Raw genomic sequence first — 20,935 nt, 5'->3', positions numbered from 1 at the left:
ACTTCCGCATATGATTAACTACATATTTTAGGTAATAAATGAATTATACCATCTTTAGCTTTAACCATATATGATTTATTTTCATAATAGAATTTTGCAACCAAACTAGCTATTACAGCGTCTTTTTCATCTTTGCTTAGATTCTTGGTTTCTAGCTTAATATTTAGCTTAGCTAAGAGTTCATCTAGAGTTTTGCATCCACTAGATTTTAAAGCGCTTAGTGGATGTGTTTCTATTACTTTAACACCTCGTTTTTCAAGTATAGATTTGATGCGGAGACTTCTATGGATTAGTATTTGCATACTTCGCCATCCTGGAGGTAATACTTTGTATCCAAGTTTCTTCATTAATAAGTCTACTTCCCGGTACCCCTTAGAATATGATAATGGCGAGTCTATTGCTAAAACAACTGGTTTATAGAATAGGATCTTGTCTATTATCTCGTTGTCTCGATATAGTTTTCCAATAAAAATGAAAATATTGTTTTTAATTATTGCTAAACCGGTAGGTCTCTTCTCTGTTCCAGCAGGGTCTAATCCTGCAAAGATTACCATTTCACTTTCTGTCCTGGATCATATTTTATTTGGGCTCTATATTCATTATAGGTTTTCTCGACAACCTCCATCCATTCATATAGTTTTTCTGGTGTTTCAGGATACTTATCGAGATATAGTTCTTTGACTTTATTCATGTAGTTTCTAACAATTCTTAACTGGTTTAGCAGTGTTGGCTTAGATAGTAGTCTTAACATGCTTGATATTCCATGAACTACTTCTTCTATTAACCTAGCATGTGTTCCTAGATCATATATTGATTTGCCATCTACTATTTTATTCTTCATTATCCATTCGAATTCTTCATTGCTTAGTTTTTGGAGATACATTCTTAATATGTCTAGAGCAGCTTGTTTAGCACCATATGCCTGCATATATTCCTTATTAGCTTGCCATGTAGTTGTTTCATCAACTATTCCCTTCTCCAACGCGTCTCCAATATATTTTGCGACAATAGCCGATGCTTGTAGAGACGAGCCTATTCCTCCGCCGTGTACTGGGTTAACAGTGTATGCTGCATCACCTGCTACGCCAACGTTTCTCCATACAAGTGTTGGTAGAGGTCTACGTGTTGGCACCATTCCCCCGCCTGCGTGGAGGAGTTTTCCCTTGAATCTGGGCTTCAAATATTTATTGTAGTTGTGTCTCGGATTATAGTCGTCGACACCCCATACCACTCCTAATCCAACATTAACTATTTTACCGCTTGGATTCTTTGGGAAAAACCACCAATAACCTCCTGGGGCAATGATTGTGTTTAGATAGATTACTGCATAATCTACATCTTCGTCATTAACAGGTTCATTTATCTCCAATACTTCGCGGTAAGCAATATTATAATCAGTCATGTATGGTCTTTCAGAAATAGGCCATTCTAGTGGAAGCTTAGATCTAAGCGCTGGCTTGGCTCCACTAGTATCTATGAATGCATCAGCTACTAGTTCTTTAAGCCCTGGTTTGCCCAGCTCTTTTACCTTAATAGATTGTATACCGTTATCATTGAATTTAACTCCTAGTAATACATGTTTATCTAAGAGAACAGCTCCATTATCTTCTGCTCTTTTCAGTAGCCATTGCCCGAACTTTAACCTATTAACACTAACCCCCTCGCCTGAAACAATAATACTGTATTTTTCGCTGGGACTATAGATTTTCACACCTTTATACCTATGATCTATTGTTTCCTCGGGAGGATACCAACCTAGCTCTTTGAAGTGGTGAACACCTATAGCATCCCCACATGTTTTATCTCCAATCCTACTCCTAGGTTTACTCTCAATAATTGCAACATTGAACCCCTTAGATGCTAGTACGAATGCAGCATTTAAACCAGCTACTCCCGCACCAACAACTATAACATCATATTTCAAACCTCTATACCCCCCAATGCTCAAGTTTTCTCAGCATTGAATAGGATAATTGTTGTTTTATCCTTTTAAACTTCTATGTATATATTATTTATGAAAAAATTAATACCTTGTATGGTGTATGCTTTGCCCAGTATTGAGGAAATAGTTGGTTTAACTCCTGTTTATAGAATTGTAGCGTTGGCTTCAGGTGTTGGAAAAACAAGTTTGGGAACAGAGCTTGTATCCGAATTATCACGTAGAGGTGTTAAATTAGCTGTTGTTAAGCAAACACATGAGAAAATACTTGATGAACTAAGTGATCCTGGAAGATATAAGCTTGCCGGTGCACAAACGGTATTTGTTTCCAGTCCTGAGCTTACATTAATATATAGGGAACCCTTTACGGGATTGAAGGAAATCATCTATGCAATGAAGTATCATCCACTAGTATTAGCTGAGGGATTCCTGGGATCAAATGTTGGTAAAGCAATAGCAATAGTAACAGATCCATCGCAGATTAATTCTTTAATAAAAGTTGAGAAGGGTCTATGGTATATTGTAAGTAATGATTATGAACTGGTCGAGAAATCTAAGAGTATAGGTTTCAATGCTCTCCTAATAGATGAAACAGAGCATTTGGCTGGTGAGATATACAAGGATGCTCTAAGATTGATTGCTTCAAAGTTTAAGGGATCACCAGATACTTGTGGTGCTGGCTCGTGGACGGAGATTGCTGAGAAAATACTTCACGGTATTATAATGCCTTATGAATGCCCGTTTGCATTTCCACTTAGAATATATGTTGATGGCAAAATTGTAGAGCTAGATCCTAAAATTGCTAGAATAGCGGCTAGCTTGTTAGAGGGATTCATAGGTAGTATTGTTGAAACAACAGAGAAACCTAAAAGGATAAAAATAGAGTTTATAATGGAGTAAAAAGAGTTTAAGGCAATATTTTTAAGAGCATTCCTTCAACTATTAGTGGAGAATACCTAGATGCTAAGTTTATTGCTTCTCTTAGCCTAGCAGAACTACTACTATAAATAGTTAGTAACGGATCACCCTTGTTTACTCTATAACCAATCTTTGCATGCAGATATACTCCCGCACCTTTATCAAATGGTGCACCCGCTGCTCTCGCAATAGTTGTTATTGCTGCGTTATCAATATATGTTACTGCCCCCTCTATTGGAGACTCTATTGTATATGTATGTTTACCTAGGGGGATATCTTCTGGTTTAATGTTTGGATCACCTTCTTGAGCCTCAACGACCTCCTTGAATTTCTCATATGTTTTACCGCTTAGAAATATGTCTCGAGCAACCTCTACCCCTCTACCCGGAGGTACTTTTCCACTGAGCTCGAATACTAGTCCAGCAATGGATAATGCTTTATCGACAAGGCTCTTCTTCCCCTTCCTATTAATCATTGTCTCTAATGCCTCCTTAGCTTCGAGAGCTGGTCCTGCTGTTGCACCTATTGGTTGTCCACCAAATGTTAAGGCTACTCTGATCCTCATACCTAGTCTTGCTGCTTGCCTAATGAATATTCCAGCTAATTGATCGGCTTCATCAACTTTTTTTAACTTTAGCTTTTCTCCCAACAGGTATGTCTATGACGAGATTATCTACACCCATAGCTGCTTTCTTCGCTAGAATGCTTGCCACCATTTGATGCCATGGATCAATGCTTAGTTTTCTCTCTATTCCCACAAATATATCATCTGCGGGTGCAAGATTTAATTTGCCGCCCCAAGCCAGTGTTGCTCGTACTTTTCTAGCTATCTCTTTTATTTCGTCAGCTGCGAAATCAACTCGTGCTAGAACCTCCATTGTATCAGCTGTTCCTGCCGGGCTTGTTATAGCTCTACTACTTGTTTTTGGAATAAGTAGTCCGCCAGCAGCTACTGTGGGTACAGCTATTAATGCTACTTTACTATTACCTGGCACACCACCTATACTGTGTTCATCATATACTGTGTCTTCAAACTCTATTTTACTACCAGTTTCAACCATAGCTCTAATAAGAGAATGTAACTCGTCCTCGCTAAGCTCATAGTATATTTGGCTTGTGAGAAAAGCTGCAATTTCTGCTTCACCATATGCTCCATCAACAATGTCTCTTATCAACCGGTACATTTCATCTTGGCTGATACGCTCGCCATGAAGCCTTTTTTGTAGAGCCATAAAGCTTGGTGGAACAGGATAGGGTCTTAAACCTATTAATTCTCCATCGGATAGCTTAAGTGCCCACGCGATATCTTTAGATACTAGTATTTTGCCTCTGGGAACCATGGTCTTAGTTATTGCTACTGCTGCGCTTCTGCTTCGATCACCCTTCGTCAACTTAACCTTTGAAGAAGGGCCTAAACCAAGCTCCTGTGCATCTTGTGCATTTATTATAACGATTGATCTACCAATATCTACATCAATAGATTCAGCAGTAAAATGTCTAGACGTGATATGTTCGTCCATATCAATAACCTCTAACAGTTTTTGCCCCACCTTAGCGGGAGGCAACATATTATTTAAACAGCATCTTTTATTTATTTTTTACCTTTTTTCTTTAGAACGAATATGAAAATAGTTTTCCCGTACAAAACTGTTTTTATGTATCAAGAATATTATGTAATTGCTTAATAAAACAATATATCCGACTAGAACATTGTAGGTTCTCCTAACAAGTTGTTCAAGAGAGTTTTAACGAGGAATCTCCTATCAATTACTCCTCTAATAATATTGTTTTTATCAACAATTATTACGGCAGGGACACCTAAGCTCCTAATAGTCCTTATCAAATCTTTTACTTTATTATCTAAACTAATTAACGGTGGACGTTTATCCATTAAATCTTCTACGGGTATATCGAGCGATTTTTCTATCGGTATACTGATCTGGGAGATAGAAAAGGATGCTAGGATGCTTCTAGGACGTGATCTACGTGCGAAACTGGATAGAATATGGTAATCTGTTAAATAACCTATAGGCTTCCTGTCTTCATCTACTACAATAATCATTACGGGATGTCCTGTTGCAATCGCTTTCAATACATTATAGAGTTTTGTACCCTTCTTAACAGTAATATATATAGTTGGGGGAGGACGGTATTTTTTTATAAAATCATTTATCTTCATATCTAAAATTTCAGAAATTAATTCGGTATCGATAATATCTCTTCTTCTCGTTTTTCTTGTTTCTTTTAACTTTTCCACCATAAACCAACTCATATACTTTATATGTTAACCAGGAACTTATTCCTCAAAATATTCTATTATATTACTCGGGAAAAAAATAGATTACCTAGCGATTCCTCATAAAAGAGTTCATCATCCCTCCCTAACATATTTGATCATTTCTAGAACTAGTTTTTCTTTGCTGGGATACTCGCTTGGAGGCATGTAGTAAGATTTGACTCCGGGAATAGTTGAGGTATGCATATATAATTTCTTATCTCCAGTGAAAAAGTATACTTTGTAGCTTTTATCTATTAGGGACTGTATAAGCTTAACTATATCTAAATCGTTCTCAGCCGGTTCTCTAACTATGTTACCACTCCTTATGGGCTTATCAACTCCTTTACCAACTATTTCATGTATTTCGTAGTCTTTAAATTCTCTTGCAAGCACCTCCGTATAGAAGCCTTTAAACATTTGGTCAAGAACTATTGCAACCTTCCTCTTACTAGCAACAGGTGCTTCGACAGGCTCAACAGGTATCCATGATATAAAATCTTTCAATTCAGCGATCTCACTTGGTGAAAGCTTCATTACGAGTTCTCCGCGATAAATTTCTCCCCCGCCAATCTCGATAACGGTTTTGAAAGCATCTATGAACCTAGTATATTGTCCAACCACCTTATTATTATGGAAGACAATGTATTTCTCCAAGAATCATCGCCCAAGAATATATTCTGCTAATAAGACTAATAATTATTTGATATATATGTATCTGGTGTATGTACATTGCATGATATATATAGTTATAGAGCTATTATACCTGAAAAAGGCGTTATAACTTCGTATAAGCCTTTCAAAAAATGCGGAGCAGTCTTTATAGCAAGTGATCAAATAGTACTGTGTAGGGATAAGGAAACAATAAAGAAAATAGCTAGAGAGATCGGTGTTGAGCCAGAATATTATAGTGGAGTTGTCGCTCCTGGATTCATCGATGCACACATGCATATTGATAGCCTAGGAATACTGTTATCAACAAATAATCTTGAAAAAATCTCCACACGAAAAGAATTATTGGAGAAACTGGCTGTTGGGAAAAAGCTTGGAGAATGGATTATTGGTAGGGGTTTCGACCATAATTTATTCATGGACGAAAAGAAACCACCAACCCTCAAAGATTTAGATTCTATCTTCAAAGACGAACCAGTATTTGTAATTCATAAATCAGGACATATGGGCATAGTTAACAGTGTTGCTCTAGATATATTATTAAAAATATCTGGAGATACCGTGAGGAATAAAATTGATATAAGAAACGGCTGGATATTCGAAGATGCAGTTACAATTCTCTACAATTATATAATAGATAATCTATCTCCCCAAACATATATGAATTTATTAGAAGAAAGCATTAGTTATGTTCGAGAAAAAGGTGTTGTAGCAATAGGAGTTGCTGGTTGTAACTGGAAATGCCTAGAAGCATTGAAGAAACTAGATAAAGCCGATAAAATACCCATACATATATATGTATACATGTTTATCCATAAATTAGAGGAAATAGATAAAGTTGCTCGAGAAGCATTAATTTCTAGAAATCATGGTCGAAGACTGAGAATTAATGGTGTAAAAATTATATTAGATGGAGCATTAGGGACTCGAACTGCTTATCTCTCCCAACCATATAGTGATGATCGATCTAATAGGGGGCTTTTACTATGTGATCCTGAACAATTAGAAAAAATAATGTATAGAGCAAACAATCTGGGATTACAATTAGCCGTTCACTGCATAGGTGATGCATGTTTAGACCATGTATTGCATATTCTCCTTAAAATCAGTAGGGATACCCAGTTTTTGAGGCATAGAGTAGAGCATGCATCACTTGTTAGAGATGATCAATTGAGGATCATAAATGAAGTAAAACCTGTAATCGTTATCCAACCAAGATTCGTATTATCTGATAAATGGTTAATTGATAGAATAGGGTATGAACGTGTAAAATGGGCTTATAGATTCAAATCTCTTAGTGAAAAAACATTTATAGCATTATCAACAGATTCCCCCGTCGAACCAATTGATCCTAGAGAAACAATTTATGCAGCAGTTACGAGAGGAATAAACGAGGGATTATCCCATGGAATAATTACTGCTAATGAAAAAATAGAACTAATAGAAGCACTATATGCTTATACACGTGGATCAGCTTACGCTTTAAACGATGATAAACTTGGATGCCTATATGAAGGATGCTACGCTGACCCAATACTAATGAATAAAAACCCACTAGTAATAAATGATCCAAAAGAAATACTGAGTCTAAAAATAAAACCCCTTTAACACAAAATATATTCGGGGAGGAATGCCTTGTCTCTTTTCAAACCCGGAAAAACTATTGATCGTAGGAAGATCATTGAACAAATACTTAAAGATTTAGATCCAGGCATACGTGACGAAGCTAGGAGGTTTCTCAATACACTTAGAGATGAGGATTTAGTTGATAGAGTAAAAGTTAGCTCGTTGTTGAAGAAAAAAGGTTTACTAAAGTAGTTATCCTATTGTTTTCTCAACTATTCTGGCACCGTGTTTTTTAATTATCTCTATTAACTTGTCTTCAAACTTGTTAATCATTTCTTCTAGTCTAGTCCTTGTTAAGGCTTCCATATAGACTCTTATCTTTGGTTCTGTCCCGCTTTTACGTATAAGTATCCACGAGTAATCTTTGTATTCATATCTATAACCATCTATTGTTAATACATTTAATGGTTCTCCGAGAAGCGTTTTGAGCTCCTCGACTAGTTCCTCATAGATAACCTCTCTTTTCTCTACAGGTTTTATCTTATAGCTTCTCCTATCCCATGGGTAATCAGGTATTTTTTCTTCATCAAGTACTTTCAGTAATGGTTTACCTCTCTCTATTACTTCTTTAGTGAGTAATGCAACTTGCCATATGCCATCAACCCATGGACCCCATTTTGGATCAATTAGTTTCCAGGGCTCAGCTGCTAATACAATATTGTTTTTGCCGAGTTGTTTTACTCTTTCATGAGTCTTGCCTAGAATATATCTTTCTATTTGTCCATTCATTCTCTCTACTATTTCATCGACTACTCTTCCTGTATCGATTGAAACAATTACTTTTCCTTTTCTATCTTGTAATAATAGATAAGCGTAGAATGCTATTATTCTATCTTGTCTAATAAACCCTTTATACGGGTCTAGGACAGCTAGCCGATCAGCGTCGCCATCGTGAGCTAGTATTAGTGGTGGGTTAACTGATCTATATAGGTCAAGATATTTTTCTAAAGCATCTTTACGTGGTTCAGGCGGTCTTACGGGAAAGAATCCGTCTGGGTTAGCGTTTATTGTTAATGGTTTACCTCCAAGTAATCGTATAATTCTAGGAGTTACATTATATGCTGCTCCATTGGCTAGGTCAACAACTATATATGGGTTCCAACTTTTTTTCTCTATATTAATTTTCTGTATCATATCATGAATATACTCCTCTACTATCTCCGGCCGATAACTTATTCGTCCAACATTGCTCCAATTAACAGGTTCTATTTTTTCATCTATTCTCTTCTCAACAACTGCTTCTAGCTCCCTTGTAAACTCATATCCTTCATCGTCATAGAATTTAAACCCATTATATTCTGGAGGATTATGGCTTGCCGTAACAGATATTCCTAGTGAGCCATACTTCATAGCCGCATATCCAGCTATGGGTGTTGGAGCTAAGCCTATAATGAATGTATCAATTCCTCCAGCCATAAGACCTGAAGCTATACTATAAGTGAATAAATGATTAGTAGTTCGGGAATCATAAACTATATATGCTCTTCTCCAACCACGAATTCCTGCCACTGCCAAACCAAGCTTATAAGCTAGTATAGGATCGAGGTTGTCGGGGTATTTTTTTCTTATGCCTGCTGTTCCAAACAACTTCATATGTGTCACCTTCTAATACTTAGCAGGATTCAGTACTGATTAGTGCTTGCATAGATAATATTAATGATAAAAATGTTTTATTTAGTTAGTTCAATATGTTGAAAGAGACCGTGACATATTAGTGGTATTATTTAATTATTAGCTTCATACAACTCTTTATCCCCGGGGGAGAACTTCTTTAGAAAAATATTGTTGGGGAGAGGGGGGAATATTTTTATTATCCCCCGGGGAAACTATATGTGGAGGTGATGAATATGCTTATGGAGAGAGAAATGTTATTAAAAGAAAACACTGAGAAGCCAGTCATCGGCAAACACGTATACGGCGAACTATACGGCTGTGATCCGGAGATTCTAAGTGATGCTGAAAAACTTGTAGAAATAGTTAGAAAAGCTTCAGAAATAGGGGGATTTACATTACTGGATGTTAAAGCGTGGCGTATTAGTCCAGGTGTTAGCGTTGTGGGGATAGTTTTGGAGAGCCATATATCAATACATACATGGCCAGAATATGGTTTCGCAACGGTAGATGTGTATACTTGTGGAGAAACAGGTGATCCTGTGTCTGCTTATCTTTATATAGTGAAAAGTTTAAGAGCTAAGAAATATACGCTTAAAACAAGTGATAGAAGCTATGAATGGGTATAGTAGATGATCCAATATGGTAGAATAGCAGTAATAGGTGCAGGACCAGCAGGGCTCTTAACAAGCTTATTCATTCGCAACAACGATGCCTATATTTTTGAAGAACATAAACAAGTAGGTGTGCCAGAACACTGCACAGGGTTAATCGGTGTTGAAACAGCGAGTTTTTTTACAAAGATTCTCGGATGGAAAATTATAGATAATGTTTTTTACAGTATATTTTTTCATACTCCAATGGGCGTATTCAAGCTGTATTTTAGGAAACCCATAGCTTATCATATCAAGCGCCCCCTTCTAGAGGAGAAGTTATTGGATAAGGTATATGGTTTGGGGCATGTTGTATATTTTGGTGTTCGTGTGAAGCCTGGAGTGAAACTGGGGGGTTTCAGGGCTGGAGATAGATCATTTCTTGTGGACAAAATAATAGCTAGTGATGGAGCAAGCAGTGTATTTAGACTAAGATATTTTGGGAAAATAAAGAACTACATATATGGTGTGCAGAGACTTATTAGAACAAGTAATGTTGATCCACATGTTTTCCATGTATTATACAATAATTATACACCAAAGTTTTTCAAGTGGTTTGTTCCTCTAGACTACGATATAGCATTGATAGGTTATGGAACAACAAAGCATATGGTTGATCCTGAAAAGATATTCTATAAAATAATTAGTAAGGTGGGGGTTAGTGCTGGATCGACTATTAAAACATTTGGTGGATTAATCCCTTTCGATAAACCCCTTAGTAAGCCGGGGTTCAAGAATAAAATATTCTTTGTCGGGGACTCTATACCATTAACTAAAACATATACTGGAGGAGGATTGCATGGTATATCTATTTATGCTCCTGTTCTCGGAAAATCCGTTGATGAAGATAATATTAAAGAACTCAGCAACTACTATAGCTTTATTAGAAGAGATTTCGTCCTAGAATACTATTTGTCCAAATTATCAAGAACAATAGGGTATTGGATACCATCTGTTATTGTTTCAAAAATTCATGAAGTAGGCTTACTTAGCGAGATTGATTATGATAAGCATATGAGACTTTTATTTAAGACTTTAATTGTTTCTCCACTATTGTTTTCAGAAATAATTACTTTCCGCAAGAAGTAATTATTTCTTTAAGTATTTTAGCGAAATCCTCTACTACTTTTTTAATTTCTGGAGAAACATGCATACCTATATCGAGGTTTTTAGCTCTTATGCCTAGTATGTAAGTATTCTTTATGTTGGTTTTCTTCATAATTAGTTCTAATATCATTCTTAACGGTATTGTATGTGTGGTTGCTAGAGATATTTTTTCTCTTATATTTTCTATACTTGTTAAAACCGTTGTCCCAGGATTTAATGATTCATTATAGACAGCATCTATGATTAATAAGGTCGCTGGGTTTTCTGCAACTATTTCTGTAAAACAATTCTCTAATCCATATTCACACTCTATAATAGATATGTTATTATTAGCTAGATCTTTTATTTTATCATAAATTAATAAACCTAAACGATCGTCTGATCTCAGCGGGCTACCAACACATGCAATAACAGTTTTATCTTTACACATAATTTTTTCGAGAAAAACTTTTATCTGATCAAGCGTTGACATGATCATTTTTGTAACCATAAAATAAAATATTAAGGAAAGAGACTAGTCGACTGGATTACTTATTGGAACAGGTATTTCTACTTGAACAGGCCCTCTCTTTTTTATAAGTGACTCACTTACTGGTAAAAATACTATGTCAACAATCCCCTCTATATTGTGTAGCTTCTCCGATATTATTTTATGTGCTTTAATAATTGTTGCTTGCGGGAGTAAATCTTCTTCTATATCTACTCTAAAATGTGCTATGATATCATATTCGCCAAAAACTATACATACATCTCTCACTTCGTTGAGACTTGATAGTTTTTCTAATACTTCTTTTTCTTTGCCAGCTTCTACTCTTAAAAATGCTATTATTTCTTTCATATTTCTTACCTCAATATTTCACTTGACTGTTTCTCTATAATAATATCTATAATGTCCATAATCTCGTTATAAAGATTAGTTTTTGAAGAAAGAGTTGATGAACCATTATTAAAAAATAATTACCGTGGAGCATTCGCTGCACGGTTTAATAGGTCTTCCCATACACTATCTACGTATTCTTGTAGTTCTCTGAGTAAGTGTCTGTTTTCTGGTTTTAATAGGTGTCTGAATCTACCTTGTATTTCTAGGAATTTCTCTATTGGTTGTTTGAGTTTGGGGTTTCTTGCTATGGCTAGGCTACGGTCGGTTAGTAGGTATCCTGTCTTAGGTGTCCACTCCCATAGTGGGAAATAGCATGTATCTACTGCTCTACGTGATATCTCTATTGTTAGTGATGTATCGTGTCTCCATCCACGATCACAGCTGCTAAGTGCATGTATGAATGCTGGACCATTTACTTCTATGCCTTTTCTTACTTTTTTGATGAAGTCTAGCCAGTGGGCTGGAGTAGCTGTTGCTACATATGGTATTCTATGAGCCACCATTATATCTGCTATTGGCTTCTTATTCTGGGTCTTACCTGGTAATACTGTTCCTACAGGGCTTGTGGTTGTCCATGCATATTTTGGTGTTCCACCACTTCTCTGTATACCGGTGTTCATATATGCTTCGTTATCGTATAGGATGTATAGGAAGTCGTGTCCTCTTTCAGCTGCGCCGCTTAAGCTCTGTAATCCTATATCGAATGTTCCTCCATCTCCAGCAAATACTACTACGTCTACGTGATCCCATTGTAGTCTGCCTGTTTTCTTAAATGCTTTAATAGCTGATTCAACACCGCTAGCTGTAGCTGCTGAGTTTTCGAAAGCGTTGTGTATCCATGGAACAGCCCAGCTCGTATATGGGAATATTGTTGTTGCTACTTCTAAGCAACCAGTAGCGTTTACAACTATTGTTGGTCCGCGGAAGGCGAAGCTTGCTAGTTTAACTATTATTGGTGCTGCGCATCCTGCACATAATCTATGTCCCGGTAGTATTGCAGGTCTTTTTTGTTCAGCCATTTGTCTAAGATTCAATATTAATGGTAATTCTCCTTTCCATCCAGGCTCGAATATCCACAGCTTATATGCGGGTTCTCCCTTCTTTATGGGGATTTGGGGTAGGGTTTGAGCAGGCATATGATCCACCTCCTAATTACTCCCTCACACCTAGGAATCTAAGCTTGTTTTCAACAACTCCTTTCTCCGCATCTTTTAGTAATTCCTCAAACATTTTCTCTATGAGCTCTGGTGGGGCATCTCTTCCTCCTAATCCATATACATAGTTTACTAGTAGTGGTTTCTCCTTGTAATCATATAGTGCTGTATTGATCTCGAGGAAGCTTGGACCATAGCTTCCAAAACTTATGCCTCTATCCATCACTCCCACGACCTTAGCGTCTTTTAGTAACTTAGCCAGTTCTTCGTGGGGGAACGGTCTAAACATTCTTATCCTAACCATTCCCACCTTCTTTCCTTCTCTCCTCAGCTTCTTAACTACATGTCTAACTGTTCCAGCAGTGCTTCCTAGCACAGTAACTACTATGTCTGCATCTTCTACCTCATACGGTACAAGTATTCCATCACCATACTTTCTACCGGTTAATTCATACCATTTATCATTGACTTCTCGTACTACTTCTGGAACCCTCTTCATTGCTTCTACTTGGTGCATTTTATGCTCGAAATAATAATCATATAGATCTAATGGTCCGAAGCTTAATGGTCTCGCAGGGTTCAGCATTAATGGTACTTCTTCATCGAAATAATCAACTTTTACCTTTGGTACTTTACGGTATCCTCCTAGGAATTCATGTACTTTTTCATCAGGCAATAACCTAATGTTCTCTAGTGTATGGCTTAGGAAGAATCCATCAAGGTTTACTGCTACAGGCAATAATACTCTTTCATCTTCAGCGATCTTGAATGCTTGAATAGTTGTATCATATGCTTCCTGAACGTTTTCAACGAATAATTGGACCCATCCAGAATCCCTCATTCCATAAGCATCGCTGTGATCACAGTGGATATTGATTGGAGCTGATAATGCGCGGTTGGCAACAGCTAACACTATAGGTAATCTAAGGCTTGCAGCAATATATAGGATCTCCCACATTAAAGCTAATCCATTAGCTGCAGTTGCTGTGAAAGCTCTAGCACCAGCAGCTGCTGCTCCAACAACTGCACTCATAGCTGAATGCTCTGATTCTACTGGTACAAACTCTGTATGTACTTCGCCGTTTGCCACGAACTCTGAGAATTTCTCAACAATAATTGTTTGCGGAGTAATAGGGTAGGCTGCGACAACATCTACTAAGCTCTGCTTAACAGCATATGCTACTGCTTCGTCTCCATTAATGGTTAGTAGTTCTTGTTCTTCGGGGGGAATTTTGGGGGTTTTAACTGCTTCAGTCATATAGTCCCACCTCTTCACTCAGTTGGTTCGGGAACCATGCTGATCGCGTTAACTGGGCATTCATGTGCACATATACCGCATCCTTTACAATAATCATAGTTGACAACGATTTTTTCTCCATCCCATATAATCGCCATGTCGGGGCAGAACAGCCAGCACAGCATACATTTAACACATTTACCTTGATCAACAACTGGTCTCAGCGCTCTCCAATCTCCTGTTTTATAATCTGTTGATAATCTATAGGGGACTGCTCCTATAGGTAAGTCTTTCCAGCCACGGGGTTCTTTAGGTGTAGAAGCCATATCTTTTACACCTCCTTAGCTAACTTATAAGCTTCTTTTATTAATGCAACATTTTTCTCAGCTATGGGGCCAGGGAACCTTTTCTTCACAGCTTTTTCTATACTTTCAAAACTAACTATTGGTGCAGCCTTTATTAATGCCCCGATCATGGGGGTATTTGTGATGGGTCTCTTAAGAATCTCTAGTGCTAGCTTTGTAGCAGGTGTTACCACTACTTTATATTCGCCCTTCTTAATGCCAAGCATATTATAGAGTTTATCAGTATCACCTTCATAGTTAACAACGATTAATCCATTCTTTTTTAAACCGCTAACCACGTTTACATTCTTCAACAATGTAGGATCTAATACAACTACCATGTCCGGTTCATACACCATGCTATGTAAATCTATTGGTTCATCACTAATACGCGTAAATGCTAGAATAGGCGCACCAGATCTTTCCGGACCGAATGCTGGAAAACTCTGAACATACTTGCCATCATATGCAGCCGCCATTGCTAATAAATTAGCAGCAGTCCAAGCACCCTGACCACCACGACCATGCCAACGAACCTCAAGCATGTACCTCACCACTACCATGAAAAGTGTTTCTCATATTATTTGGAGTAAAGTATTGCTTATTAATCCTTCGACTCAAATAGTTAAATACACCTTTCTATCAACATAAAATAGATAAGAATAAAGGTCCAGTTTTCCAGTTAAAATTTAAAGGAACTATGATATTACTTAAAAAACTCTAATAATATTCTGAGATCGAGTTTATATTAGTAATTTATCGTATTATTAATCAGCCTTCTTCCTTAGCCGTTTCACTTGTTTCTTTAGTTGAAGTTTGTTCTTCCTCTGTTTTCTCTTCTTCCTTTTCTTTCTCTAATTTCTTAAGTTCTTCTTCAACTTCCTTTTCTATCTCTTCAATTGGTTTGGGTGGTGGTGTAGTTGCTAGAGTATATCCGATCCAAGCTAGTATACCGAATACTACGAGGATAATTACAACATTAGTTAATTTAATGACTAGCCAATCCAAACCAGCGATGGGCGGGAAGAATACTAGCCATATATATGCTATGATCACTATAATAGATAATATTAGCAATCCGGAACCGATTGCTTTATCACTTGCCATTCTAATACACCAAAATTTATTTGATCAATAATATAAATATTATATGACTTTAGAAAATAAATCTAGCCCTGAAACATATTATAAAACAAAACTATTCTATAAGAGGACATATTTTGATTTTCAATATATTTATATGGAAAAGCTGATCGATAAATGTAATATTTTAAGGATAGCATGAGAATAAATATCATAGTGTCCATGGATGAAGAGAGATGACGCATATGACCGTGAACGGAATGATTTCGCAGGGACTACCCGCTGACATTGAAGATAGTTCTAAATACGAGGGATTATATACATTATAAATGCCTAGAACTCGTAAGGGGTGATTTTTATCAGCAACGTTGAAGATGTTAAACTACTGAGGTGTGCTATTGAAGAATATATTAGGAAGACCGGCGGACACATTATTGTTGAGGATCATACTGTAGAGATATTTTTACCAGTCGTTATCGACGAAGTTCCAGGCGGAGTACAGTTTAAAATTAAGGGTAGAATTGAGGATGATTATGTTGTGATAGAACAATGTACAATAACTGTTGAAAACGAGTTCCACGATATTAAACCAATTGATCTCACGAATTGGACTAATTATGTTAATGAGAATTTTTCTTATGCATGTAAATCCTCTTCTTAATTTCTTTAATGGGTGACCCATGTATGACCACAAAGAATTCTGTCCAGGTCCTATTCGCGGGTCCAGCTGGAAGCGGAAACATTACAAGTGGTTTAGTTATTGCTCGAGCACTTCATAAGCTAGGGTATCACGTAATAGGTGTATCTGAGTATCCCAGTCTTATAAGGGGAGGTCATACTGTATATTGGGTTAGAGCCGGGGTAGAAAAGATCTATGAATTATATAGAACAAGTGATTATATTGTTACATTTGATGAAGCAACGTATACTAGGCAAGAAAAGGATTTCCGCGGAGACAGTATTGTAGTATTTGATCCTGATCTTGTAAAACGTGATCCTCCGCGAGGAATTAAATACGAGGTTCCTATGAGAAAAATTATTCGCGAGAACAAATTAAAACCTATAACGATGAACATGTTAGCTGTAGGAGTGATTGCAGGATTAATGGGGCTCCCCTTAGAGGAAGTGGTGTGGTCGATAAGGTATCAGTTTAAGGAAAAAGAAAAAGTTGCGGAAGAAAACGTTAAAGCAGCTATGTATGGCTATGAATACGTAGCAAAGCATCCATTGCCGATACAGGCTTACCGTTTAGAACCAGCAAAACCATGGGGTCCAAGAATACTGTTGACAGGTAATGAAGCAATAGGCTTAGGATTCGTCAAAGGAGATTTAAGACTATATGTTGCGTATCCCATGACTCCTGCTTCTCCACTCTTACACTTCATGGTTAGAGTGATGAAGGATAAGGATATACCAGTAATACAAGCGGAGAACGAAATAGCTGCTGCACAAATGGCTCTCGCAGCTACGTGGGCTGGGGTTAGAGCTGCTACAGGTACAAGTGGTGGTGGATTTGCATTAATGAATGAAACACTTAGTGAAGCTGGTATGTTAGAGTTACCGCTAATCATAGTTTTAGCTATGAGGCCTGGTCCAAGTACTGGAATGGCTACTCATTCAGCACAAGAAGATATGCTCTATAGTTTATTTGCTGGACACGGAGAGTTCCCGAGAATAGTTGTTGCTCCGGCTGATCAAGAGGATGCATATTATAGAACGATTGAAGCATTAAACCTTGGCTGGAAATACCGTGTTCCAGCAATAATATTAGTTGATAAACACCTAGCTGAAAGCATTAGATCAGTTCCAGCATTTAGAGAGGATCTAAGCCTTGAATACGGAGCATTAATACCGAAAGAAGAAGCCGAGAAACGAATTGAGGAGGGATGGGAGTTTAAACCTTACATGGATACTGAAACAGGTGTTCCACCATGGGTACCACCTGGTACGAAGGGTGCATTAGTTAAGGCTGATAGTAGTGAACACAATAAAAAAGGTATTGTAACCGAAGATCCCGTCAATGCTGATAAACAGTATAGGAGGAGAATGAAGAAGGAAGAGTTCCTTAGAAGAGAACTTGAAGAAAAATACGAAGTACTAAGAGTATATGGTGAAGAACCAGATAAAACTGATCTAGTCATTTTAACATGGGGTTCAGCAACATGGGCAAGCCTAGAAGCGAAGAAACTATTGTCTAAGGAAGGCATCAATTTGAGTATAGTACAAATGATTTATCTATGGCCTTTCCCAAGAAGAACATTTATAGAAACGATGAAGAAATACATGGATAAGCCTATTGTATCTATAGAATACAATTATCGTGGACAACTAGGGATCCTAGCATATATGGAGACAGGTGTGAAGACAAGTGGGCACATAGGAAAAGTTGATGGAAGACCGTTTAGAGCAGAAGACCTTGCTTCTAAGATCAAAGAATTTTTAAAAACATAAAGAAGTGGAGGGGTGGATAATATGTCCGTATATAGACAACCCATCTCCGAAACTGGAGCAATTATTACATGGTGTCCTGGATGCGGTAATTTCGGAATTCTCCAAGCATTTAAGAAAGCTGTAAACGAGTTAGGTATTGAGCCTCATAGAGTCGCAATAGTGACTGGTATAGGTTGTCACGGTAAATTAGCTAATTACATCAATGTTAATTCTATACATACAATACATGGAAGAGTATTGCCGATGATGACAGCTATTAAGGCTGTTAATAAGGATCTAGTTGTCGTTGGTTTTGCCGGCGACGGGGATCAGTATGGAATCGGTGTAGGGCATCTTCCCCATGTTGTTAGGAGAAATCCTGATGTAACATTGATAGTACATAACAATACAGTATATGGTCTCACTACAGGACAAGCTTCACCTACAACTGAAAGAGGACAAGTTACTAGGACAACCCCTTGGGGCCAGTGGGAGGAACCAATTAATCCTATAGCTATGATGGTTGCTCTAAGAGCTAGTTTTGTAGCTCGAGGATTTGCTGGAGACGTAGAGCATTTGAAGTATATTATTAAGGAAGCCATTAAACATAAAGGATTCAGCTTCATAGACGTTTTACAACCATGTGTTACATTCGATAAACTACATACATATACATGGTATAGGCAACGCATATATAAATTAGAGGAGACAGGACACGATCCTACCAACTGGGAGGAAGCAATGAAAAAAGCATATGAGTGGGGAGACCGAATACCCATAGGGATAATCTACAAAGAAGAAAAGCCTACAATGGAGGAATTACTAGAACCAATCAAGAAGAACCCGCCGCTCGCGTATTTACCGTTACAGCCTAAACCCATAAAGGACCTAATGGAAAAACTTGTTTCACTAACCAAGTAGTTTTTTCTAAAAATAATTCATTACAAATATAAAGGCAAAAAGTTAGTCTTAAAATATTATGGTGTGGGCCGGTAGCTCAGCCTGGAAGAGCGCCGCCCTCGCATATAATGCTACCGAGGTCGGGGGAGGCGGAGGTCCCGGGTTCAAATCCCGGCCGGTCCACCATCTACATAAATGCTAATTATTCTAAGTACTGGTTATATTGTGTATTCTCTTTAGTCTATCCCTAATCTCATCGATAACAGGTTGCTTTTCATCTATACTATTGATAGCTGATATGACGAGCTTTAATCCTATAAGGGTCTTTGTTAGAAACGCCTTGCTTATTCTAAGGAATTCATTTATTCCTTTTGGTGTGGGGTGGTATAGTATGATTTTTCTCTTGCCTTTGTACTGTATCTTCTCTTCAATATATCCTTCTTCGAGAAGTTCATTCAGTATTCTATAAATTGTACCAATTGAGGGTTTCTCTATTAGCTCTAATCCATGTATGAGGCTCAATAGCTCTTTGTATATTCCATAACCGTGTATTTCCTTATTCTTGATAATAATTCCTAAAACTTTGATTTTAAAAACGCTTCTAAACTTCTTTTTAGCTTGCATTTTTATTCCCACAATATTTATTAAAATATTTTATCCAGTAAGATTTTTAATCTAGCCATATAAATATCTTCTGTTTGAATATATTCTGGTGGAATATATTGCATAGAGGCTCAAGCGAAGACTTACATGTGCTTAGGAAGAAAATACTAGAGGGAGACATTATTAGGACTGTCTTATGGCTAGCTTGGCCTATAATAGTAGCGAATCTAGTTAATATGTCGTATAATCTTATAGATGCTTACTGGCTAGGAAAACTTGGTAAAGAAGCTTTTGGAGCACCTACTGTTAGTTGGCCTTTAATAATGCTTTTCTACTCTATAGGTTTTGGATTCTCACGTGCAGGAATATCATTGATTGCACAATATGTTGGAGCTGGAAATTTAAGAATGGCTAATAAATCAGCTGGTAATCTTTTATCATTTATGGCACTTATTGCTTTATCAATTAGTATAACAGGATACTTTTTATCTCCACCCATACTTAGTTTAATGGGTGTTCCACCGGATATTTATCCTAATGCTGTCGAATATATACGTATAATCTTTATAGGAATACCCTTATCATTTATTGGTTTTGCATTCAATACTATTGCGAATAGCTTGGGAGATACTCGGACACCTACCTATATTAATATAGTATCGTCTTTTACAAACATGGTTTTGGATCCATTATTTATTTTTGGATATCTCGGTTTTCCCGCAATGGGGGTTAAGGGAGCGGCTATTGCAACTATTCTATCTAGATCAATAGTATCATTTGTAGGATCATATCTACTATTTACAGGATATCATGGTATAAAAATTACATTTAGTGATTTAGGAATTGAGAAATGGTGGATTAAAAAAGTAGTATCAATAGGAACACCGCTGACAATACAGCAATCATCTAATTCTCTAGGATTCACGATTATGATGAGTATAGTTAGCAGATTTGGATCAGTAGCTGTTTCTGCTTATGGTGTAGCCATTAGAATAATCGATGTATTATCAGCATTTACATGGGGGATAAATAGGGCATTATCAGTAATGGTTGGACAAAACCTTGGAGCAGAATACTATGATAGATCAAAGGCTATTGTTAAAAAAACAATGTGGTTAACGACTCTAATATTAGCAATAGGTTCAGTATTTATTTTCTTAACAAGAGATTTAACTGTTGCATTTTTTGTGCCTGAAAAAGATGTGATCATGGAGGGAAGCATGGTATTAGCTATATTTACATGGTCTATACCTTTCTTCGGATTATTCTTTCTAGGCGGAGCAGTTGCTGGAGGTTCTGGTCATACAAAGATCTTCGCTATAATATCAATTATTCGGCTATGGGTATTGAGAATTGGTCTTAGCTACTTATTAGCTCTAGTTATGGGATTGGGGACTATTGGTATATGGGTAGCGATGACTATAAGTAATATTGTTGCTGGATTACTAGCTCTACTATGGGTATTTAAGGGTAATTGGACTAAGAGAATTATTGATTAGAAAA

24 protein-coding genes and 1 tRNA gene are annotated in these 20,935 nt (G+C 37.1%); 10 read left to right on the top strand and 15 right to left on the bottom strand.

The features are described 5' to 3' along the window. Positions 1-14 precede the first annotated feature (14 nt). Both SMAR_RS07600 and SMAR_RS07595 read right to left on the bottom strand, forming a co-directional pair. Positions 15-554 (bottom strand): DUF429 domain-containing protein, encoded by a 540-nt coding sequence (locus SMAR_RS07600; protein WP_011839746.1) that lies wholly within the window; start codon positions 552-554, stop codon positions 15-17. Beyond that, on the bottom strand, positions 548-1,924 hold the full coding sequence (locus SMAR_RS07595; protein WP_011839745.1) for an NAD(P)/FAD-dependent oxidoreductase: 1,377 nt from the start codon (positions 1,922-1,924) through the stop codon (positions 548-550). Before SMAR_RS07595 ends, SMAR_RS07600 begins: the two co-directional genes overlap by 7 nt. 114 nt (positions 1,925-2,038) lie before the next feature. Between SMAR_RS07595 and SMAR_RS07590 the strand changes: the two genes are divergently transcribed. Next, complete coding sequence (locus SMAR_RS07590; RefSeq protein ID WP_244372529.1) at positions 2,039-2,839, top strand: molybdopterin-guanine dinucleotide biosynthesis protein MobB; 801 nt, start codon at positions 2,039-2,041, stop codon at positions 2,837-2,839. A gap of 7 nt (positions 2,840-2,846) precedes the next feature. On the opposite strand, the gene SMAR_RS08660 is transcribed toward SMAR_RS07590, so the two are convergent. From SMAR_RS08660 to SMAR_RS07575, 4 genes are all read right to left on the bottom strand, one after another. Next, entirely contained in the window at positions 2,847-3,506 is a 660-nt protein-coding gene (locus SMAR_RS08660) for a hypothetical protein (protein WP_244372395.1), read from the bottom strand. Beyond that, positions 3,475-4,377, bottom strand: coding sequence for a hypothetical protein (locus tag SMAR_RS08655; protein ID WP_244372393.1), 903 nt, complete (start codon positions 4,375-4,377; stop codon positions 3,475-3,477). Before SMAR_RS08655 ends, SMAR_RS08660 begins: the two co-directional genes overlap by 32 nt. A 182-nt stretch (positions 4,378-4,559) precedes the next feature. Continuing rightward, positions 4,560-5,117, bottom strand: coding sequence for a CBS domain-containing protein (locus SMAR_RS07580; protein WP_244372390.1), 558 nt, complete (start codon positions 5,115-5,117; stop codon positions 4,560-4,562). A 111-nt stretch (positions 5,118-5,228) separates the two neighbouring features. Next, positions 5,229-5,789: a hypothetical protein gene (locus tag SMAR_RS07575; protein WP_011839742.1), complete on the bottom strand. Its 561-nt coding sequence runs from the start codon at positions 5,787-5,789 to the stop codon at positions 5,229-5,231. Positions 5,790-5,864: 75 nt separating this feature from the next. Between SMAR_RS07575 and SMAR_RS07570 the strand changes: the two genes are divergently transcribed. Both SMAR_RS07570 and SMAR_RS07565 read left to right on the top strand, forming a co-directional pair. Beyond that, positions 5,865-7,412: an amidohydrolase gene (locus SMAR_RS07570; RefSeq protein ID WP_011839741.1), complete on the top strand. Its 1,548-nt coding sequence runs from the start codon at positions 5,865-5,867 to the stop codon at positions 7,410-7,412. Between the two features lie 27 nt (positions 7,413-7,439). Then, positions 7,440-7,622 (top strand): hypothetical protein, encoded by a 183-nt coding sequence (locus tag SMAR_RS07565; RefSeq protein WP_011839740.1) that lies wholly within the window; start codon positions 7,440-7,442, stop codon positions 7,620-7,622. Here SMAR_RS07565 and SMAR_RS07560 read toward each other — a convergent pair whose 3' ends face one another. Next, positions 7,623-9,023 carry a phosphopentomutase/phosphoglucosamine mutase gene (locus tag SMAR_RS07560; RefSeq protein WP_011839739.1) on the bottom strand — a complete coding sequence of 467 codons (1,401 nt, stop codon included), beginning with the start codon at positions 9,021-9,023 and terminating at the stop codon, positions 7,623-7,625. A 254-nt stretch (positions 9,024-9,277) separates the two neighbouring features. Between SMAR_RS07560 and speD the strand changes: the two genes are divergently transcribed. Both speD and SMAR_RS07550 read left to right on the top strand, forming a co-directional pair. Then, entirely contained in the window at positions 9,278-9,670 is a 393-nt protein-coding gene (gene speD, locus SMAR_RS07555; RefSeq protein WP_011839738.1) for an adenosylmethionine decarboxylase, read from the top strand. 3 nt (positions 9,671-9,673) lie between these two features. After that, the gene (locus tag SMAR_RS07550) at positions 9,674-10,783 is read left to right on the top strand and encodes an NAD(P)/FAD-dependent oxidoreductase (RefSeq protein ID WP_011839737.1); all 1,110 of its coding nucleotides are present in this window, start codon (positions 9,674-9,676) and stop codon (positions 10,781-10,783) included. Here SMAR_RS07550 and SMAR_RS07545 read toward each other — a convergent pair. The 7 genes from SMAR_RS07545 to SMAR_RS07515 form a co-directional block, all read right to left on the bottom strand. After that, positions 10,764-11,279, bottom strand: a complete 516-nt coding sequence (locus SMAR_RS07545) for a hydrogenase 3 maturation endopeptidase HyCI (protein ID WP_052833870.1) — start codon at positions 11,277-11,279, stop codon at positions 10,764-10,766. The genes SMAR_RS07550 and SMAR_RS07545 overlap by 20 nt on opposite strands. Positions 11,280-11,315: 36 nt before the next feature. Then, positions 11,316-11,639 (bottom strand): AsnC family transcriptional regulator, encoded by a 324-nt coding sequence (locus SMAR_RS07540; RefSeq protein ID WP_011839735.1) that lies wholly within the window; start codon positions 11,637-11,639, stop codon positions 11,316-11,318. Between the two features lie 119 nt (positions 11,640-11,758). Next, positions 11,759-12,817, bottom strand: coding sequence for a thiamine pyrophosphate-dependent enzyme (locus tag SMAR_RS07535; protein ID WP_011839734.1), 1,059 nt, complete (start codon positions 12,815-12,817; stop codon positions 11,759-11,761). 16 nt (positions 12,818-12,833) lie between these two features. Next, entirely contained in the window at positions 12,834-14,093 is a 1,260-nt protein-coding gene (locus SMAR_RS07530; RefSeq protein ID WP_011839733.1) for a transketolase C-terminal domain-containing protein, read from the bottom strand. Between the two features lie 14 nt (positions 14,094-14,107). Further along, entirely contained in the window at positions 14,108-14,398 is a 291-nt protein-coding gene (locus tag SMAR_RS07525) for a 4Fe-4S binding protein (RefSeq protein ID WP_011839732.1), read from the bottom strand. Positions 14,399-14,403: 5 nt separating this feature from the next. Beyond that, positions 14,404-14,961 (bottom strand): pyruvate ferredoxin oxidoreductase subunit gamma, encoded by a 558-nt coding sequence (locus SMAR_RS07520; RefSeq protein ID WP_011839731.1) that lies wholly within the window; start codon positions 14,959-14,961, stop codon positions 14,404-14,406. 226 nt (positions 14,962-15,187) lie between these two features. Then, positions 15,188-15,523, bottom strand: coding sequence for a transcriptional regulator (locus SMAR_RS07515; RefSeq protein ID WP_011839730.1), 336 nt, complete (start codon positions 15,521-15,523; stop codon positions 15,188-15,190). A gap of 325 nt (positions 15,524-15,848) precedes the next feature. Between SMAR_RS07515 and SMAR_RS07510 the strand changes: the two genes are divergently transcribed. The 4 genes from SMAR_RS07510 to SMAR_RS07495 all read left to right on the top strand — a co-directional run bounded on the left by SMAR_RS07510 (position 15,849) and on the right by SMAR_RS07495 (position 19,015). Next, complete coding sequence (locus tag SMAR_RS07510; RefSeq protein ID WP_011839729.1) at positions 15,849-16,160, top strand: hypothetical protein; 312 nt, start codon at positions 15,849-15,851, stop codon at positions 16,158-16,160. A gap of 23 nt (positions 16,161-16,183) precedes the next feature. Continuing rightward, positions 16,184-17,950: a 2-oxoacid:acceptor oxidoreductase subunit alpha gene (locus tag SMAR_RS07505; RefSeq protein WP_011839728.1), complete on the top strand. Its 1,767-nt coding sequence runs from the start codon at positions 16,184-16,186 to the stop codon at positions 17,948-17,950. Between the two features lie 21 nt (positions 17,951-17,971). Further along, positions 17,972-18,850, top strand: coding sequence for a thiamine pyrophosphate-dependent enzyme (locus SMAR_RS07500; protein ID WP_011839727.1), 879 nt, complete (start codon positions 17,972-17,974; stop codon positions 18,848-18,850). 65 nt (positions 18,851-18,915) lie between these two features. Continuing rightward, positions 18,916-19,015 (top strand) — tRNA-Ala (locus tag SMAR_RS07495). A 21-nt stretch (positions 19,016-19,036) separates the two neighbouring features. Here SMAR_RS07495 and SMAR_RS07490 read toward each other — a convergent pair. Further along, positions 19,037-19,453: a PadR family transcriptional regulator gene (locus SMAR_RS07490; RefSeq protein ID WP_011839726.1), complete on the bottom strand. Its 417-nt coding sequence runs from the start codon at positions 19,451-19,453 to the stop codon at positions 19,037-19,039. Between the two features lie 98 nt (positions 19,454-19,551). On the opposite strand from SMAR_RS07490, the gene SMAR_RS07485 reads away from it, so the two are divergent. Beyond that, on the top strand, positions 19,552-20,931 hold the full coding sequence (locus SMAR_RS07485) for an MATE family efflux transporter (RefSeq protein WP_011839725.1): 1,380 nt from the start codon (positions 19,552-19,554) through the stop codon (positions 20,929-20,931). The last annotated feature ends 4 nt before the right edge of the window (positions 20,932-20,935 follow it).

Source organism: Staphylothermus marinus F1 (assembly GCF_000015945.1).
In the GTDB taxonomy this organism is placed as follows: domain Archaea; phylum Thermoproteota; class Thermoprotei_A; order Sulfolobales; family Desulfurococcaceae; genus Staphylothermus; species Staphylothermus marinus.
The sequence above is the reverse complement of the archived record's forward strand: the minus strand, read 5'-3'. Positions and strand labels throughout refer to the sequence as shown.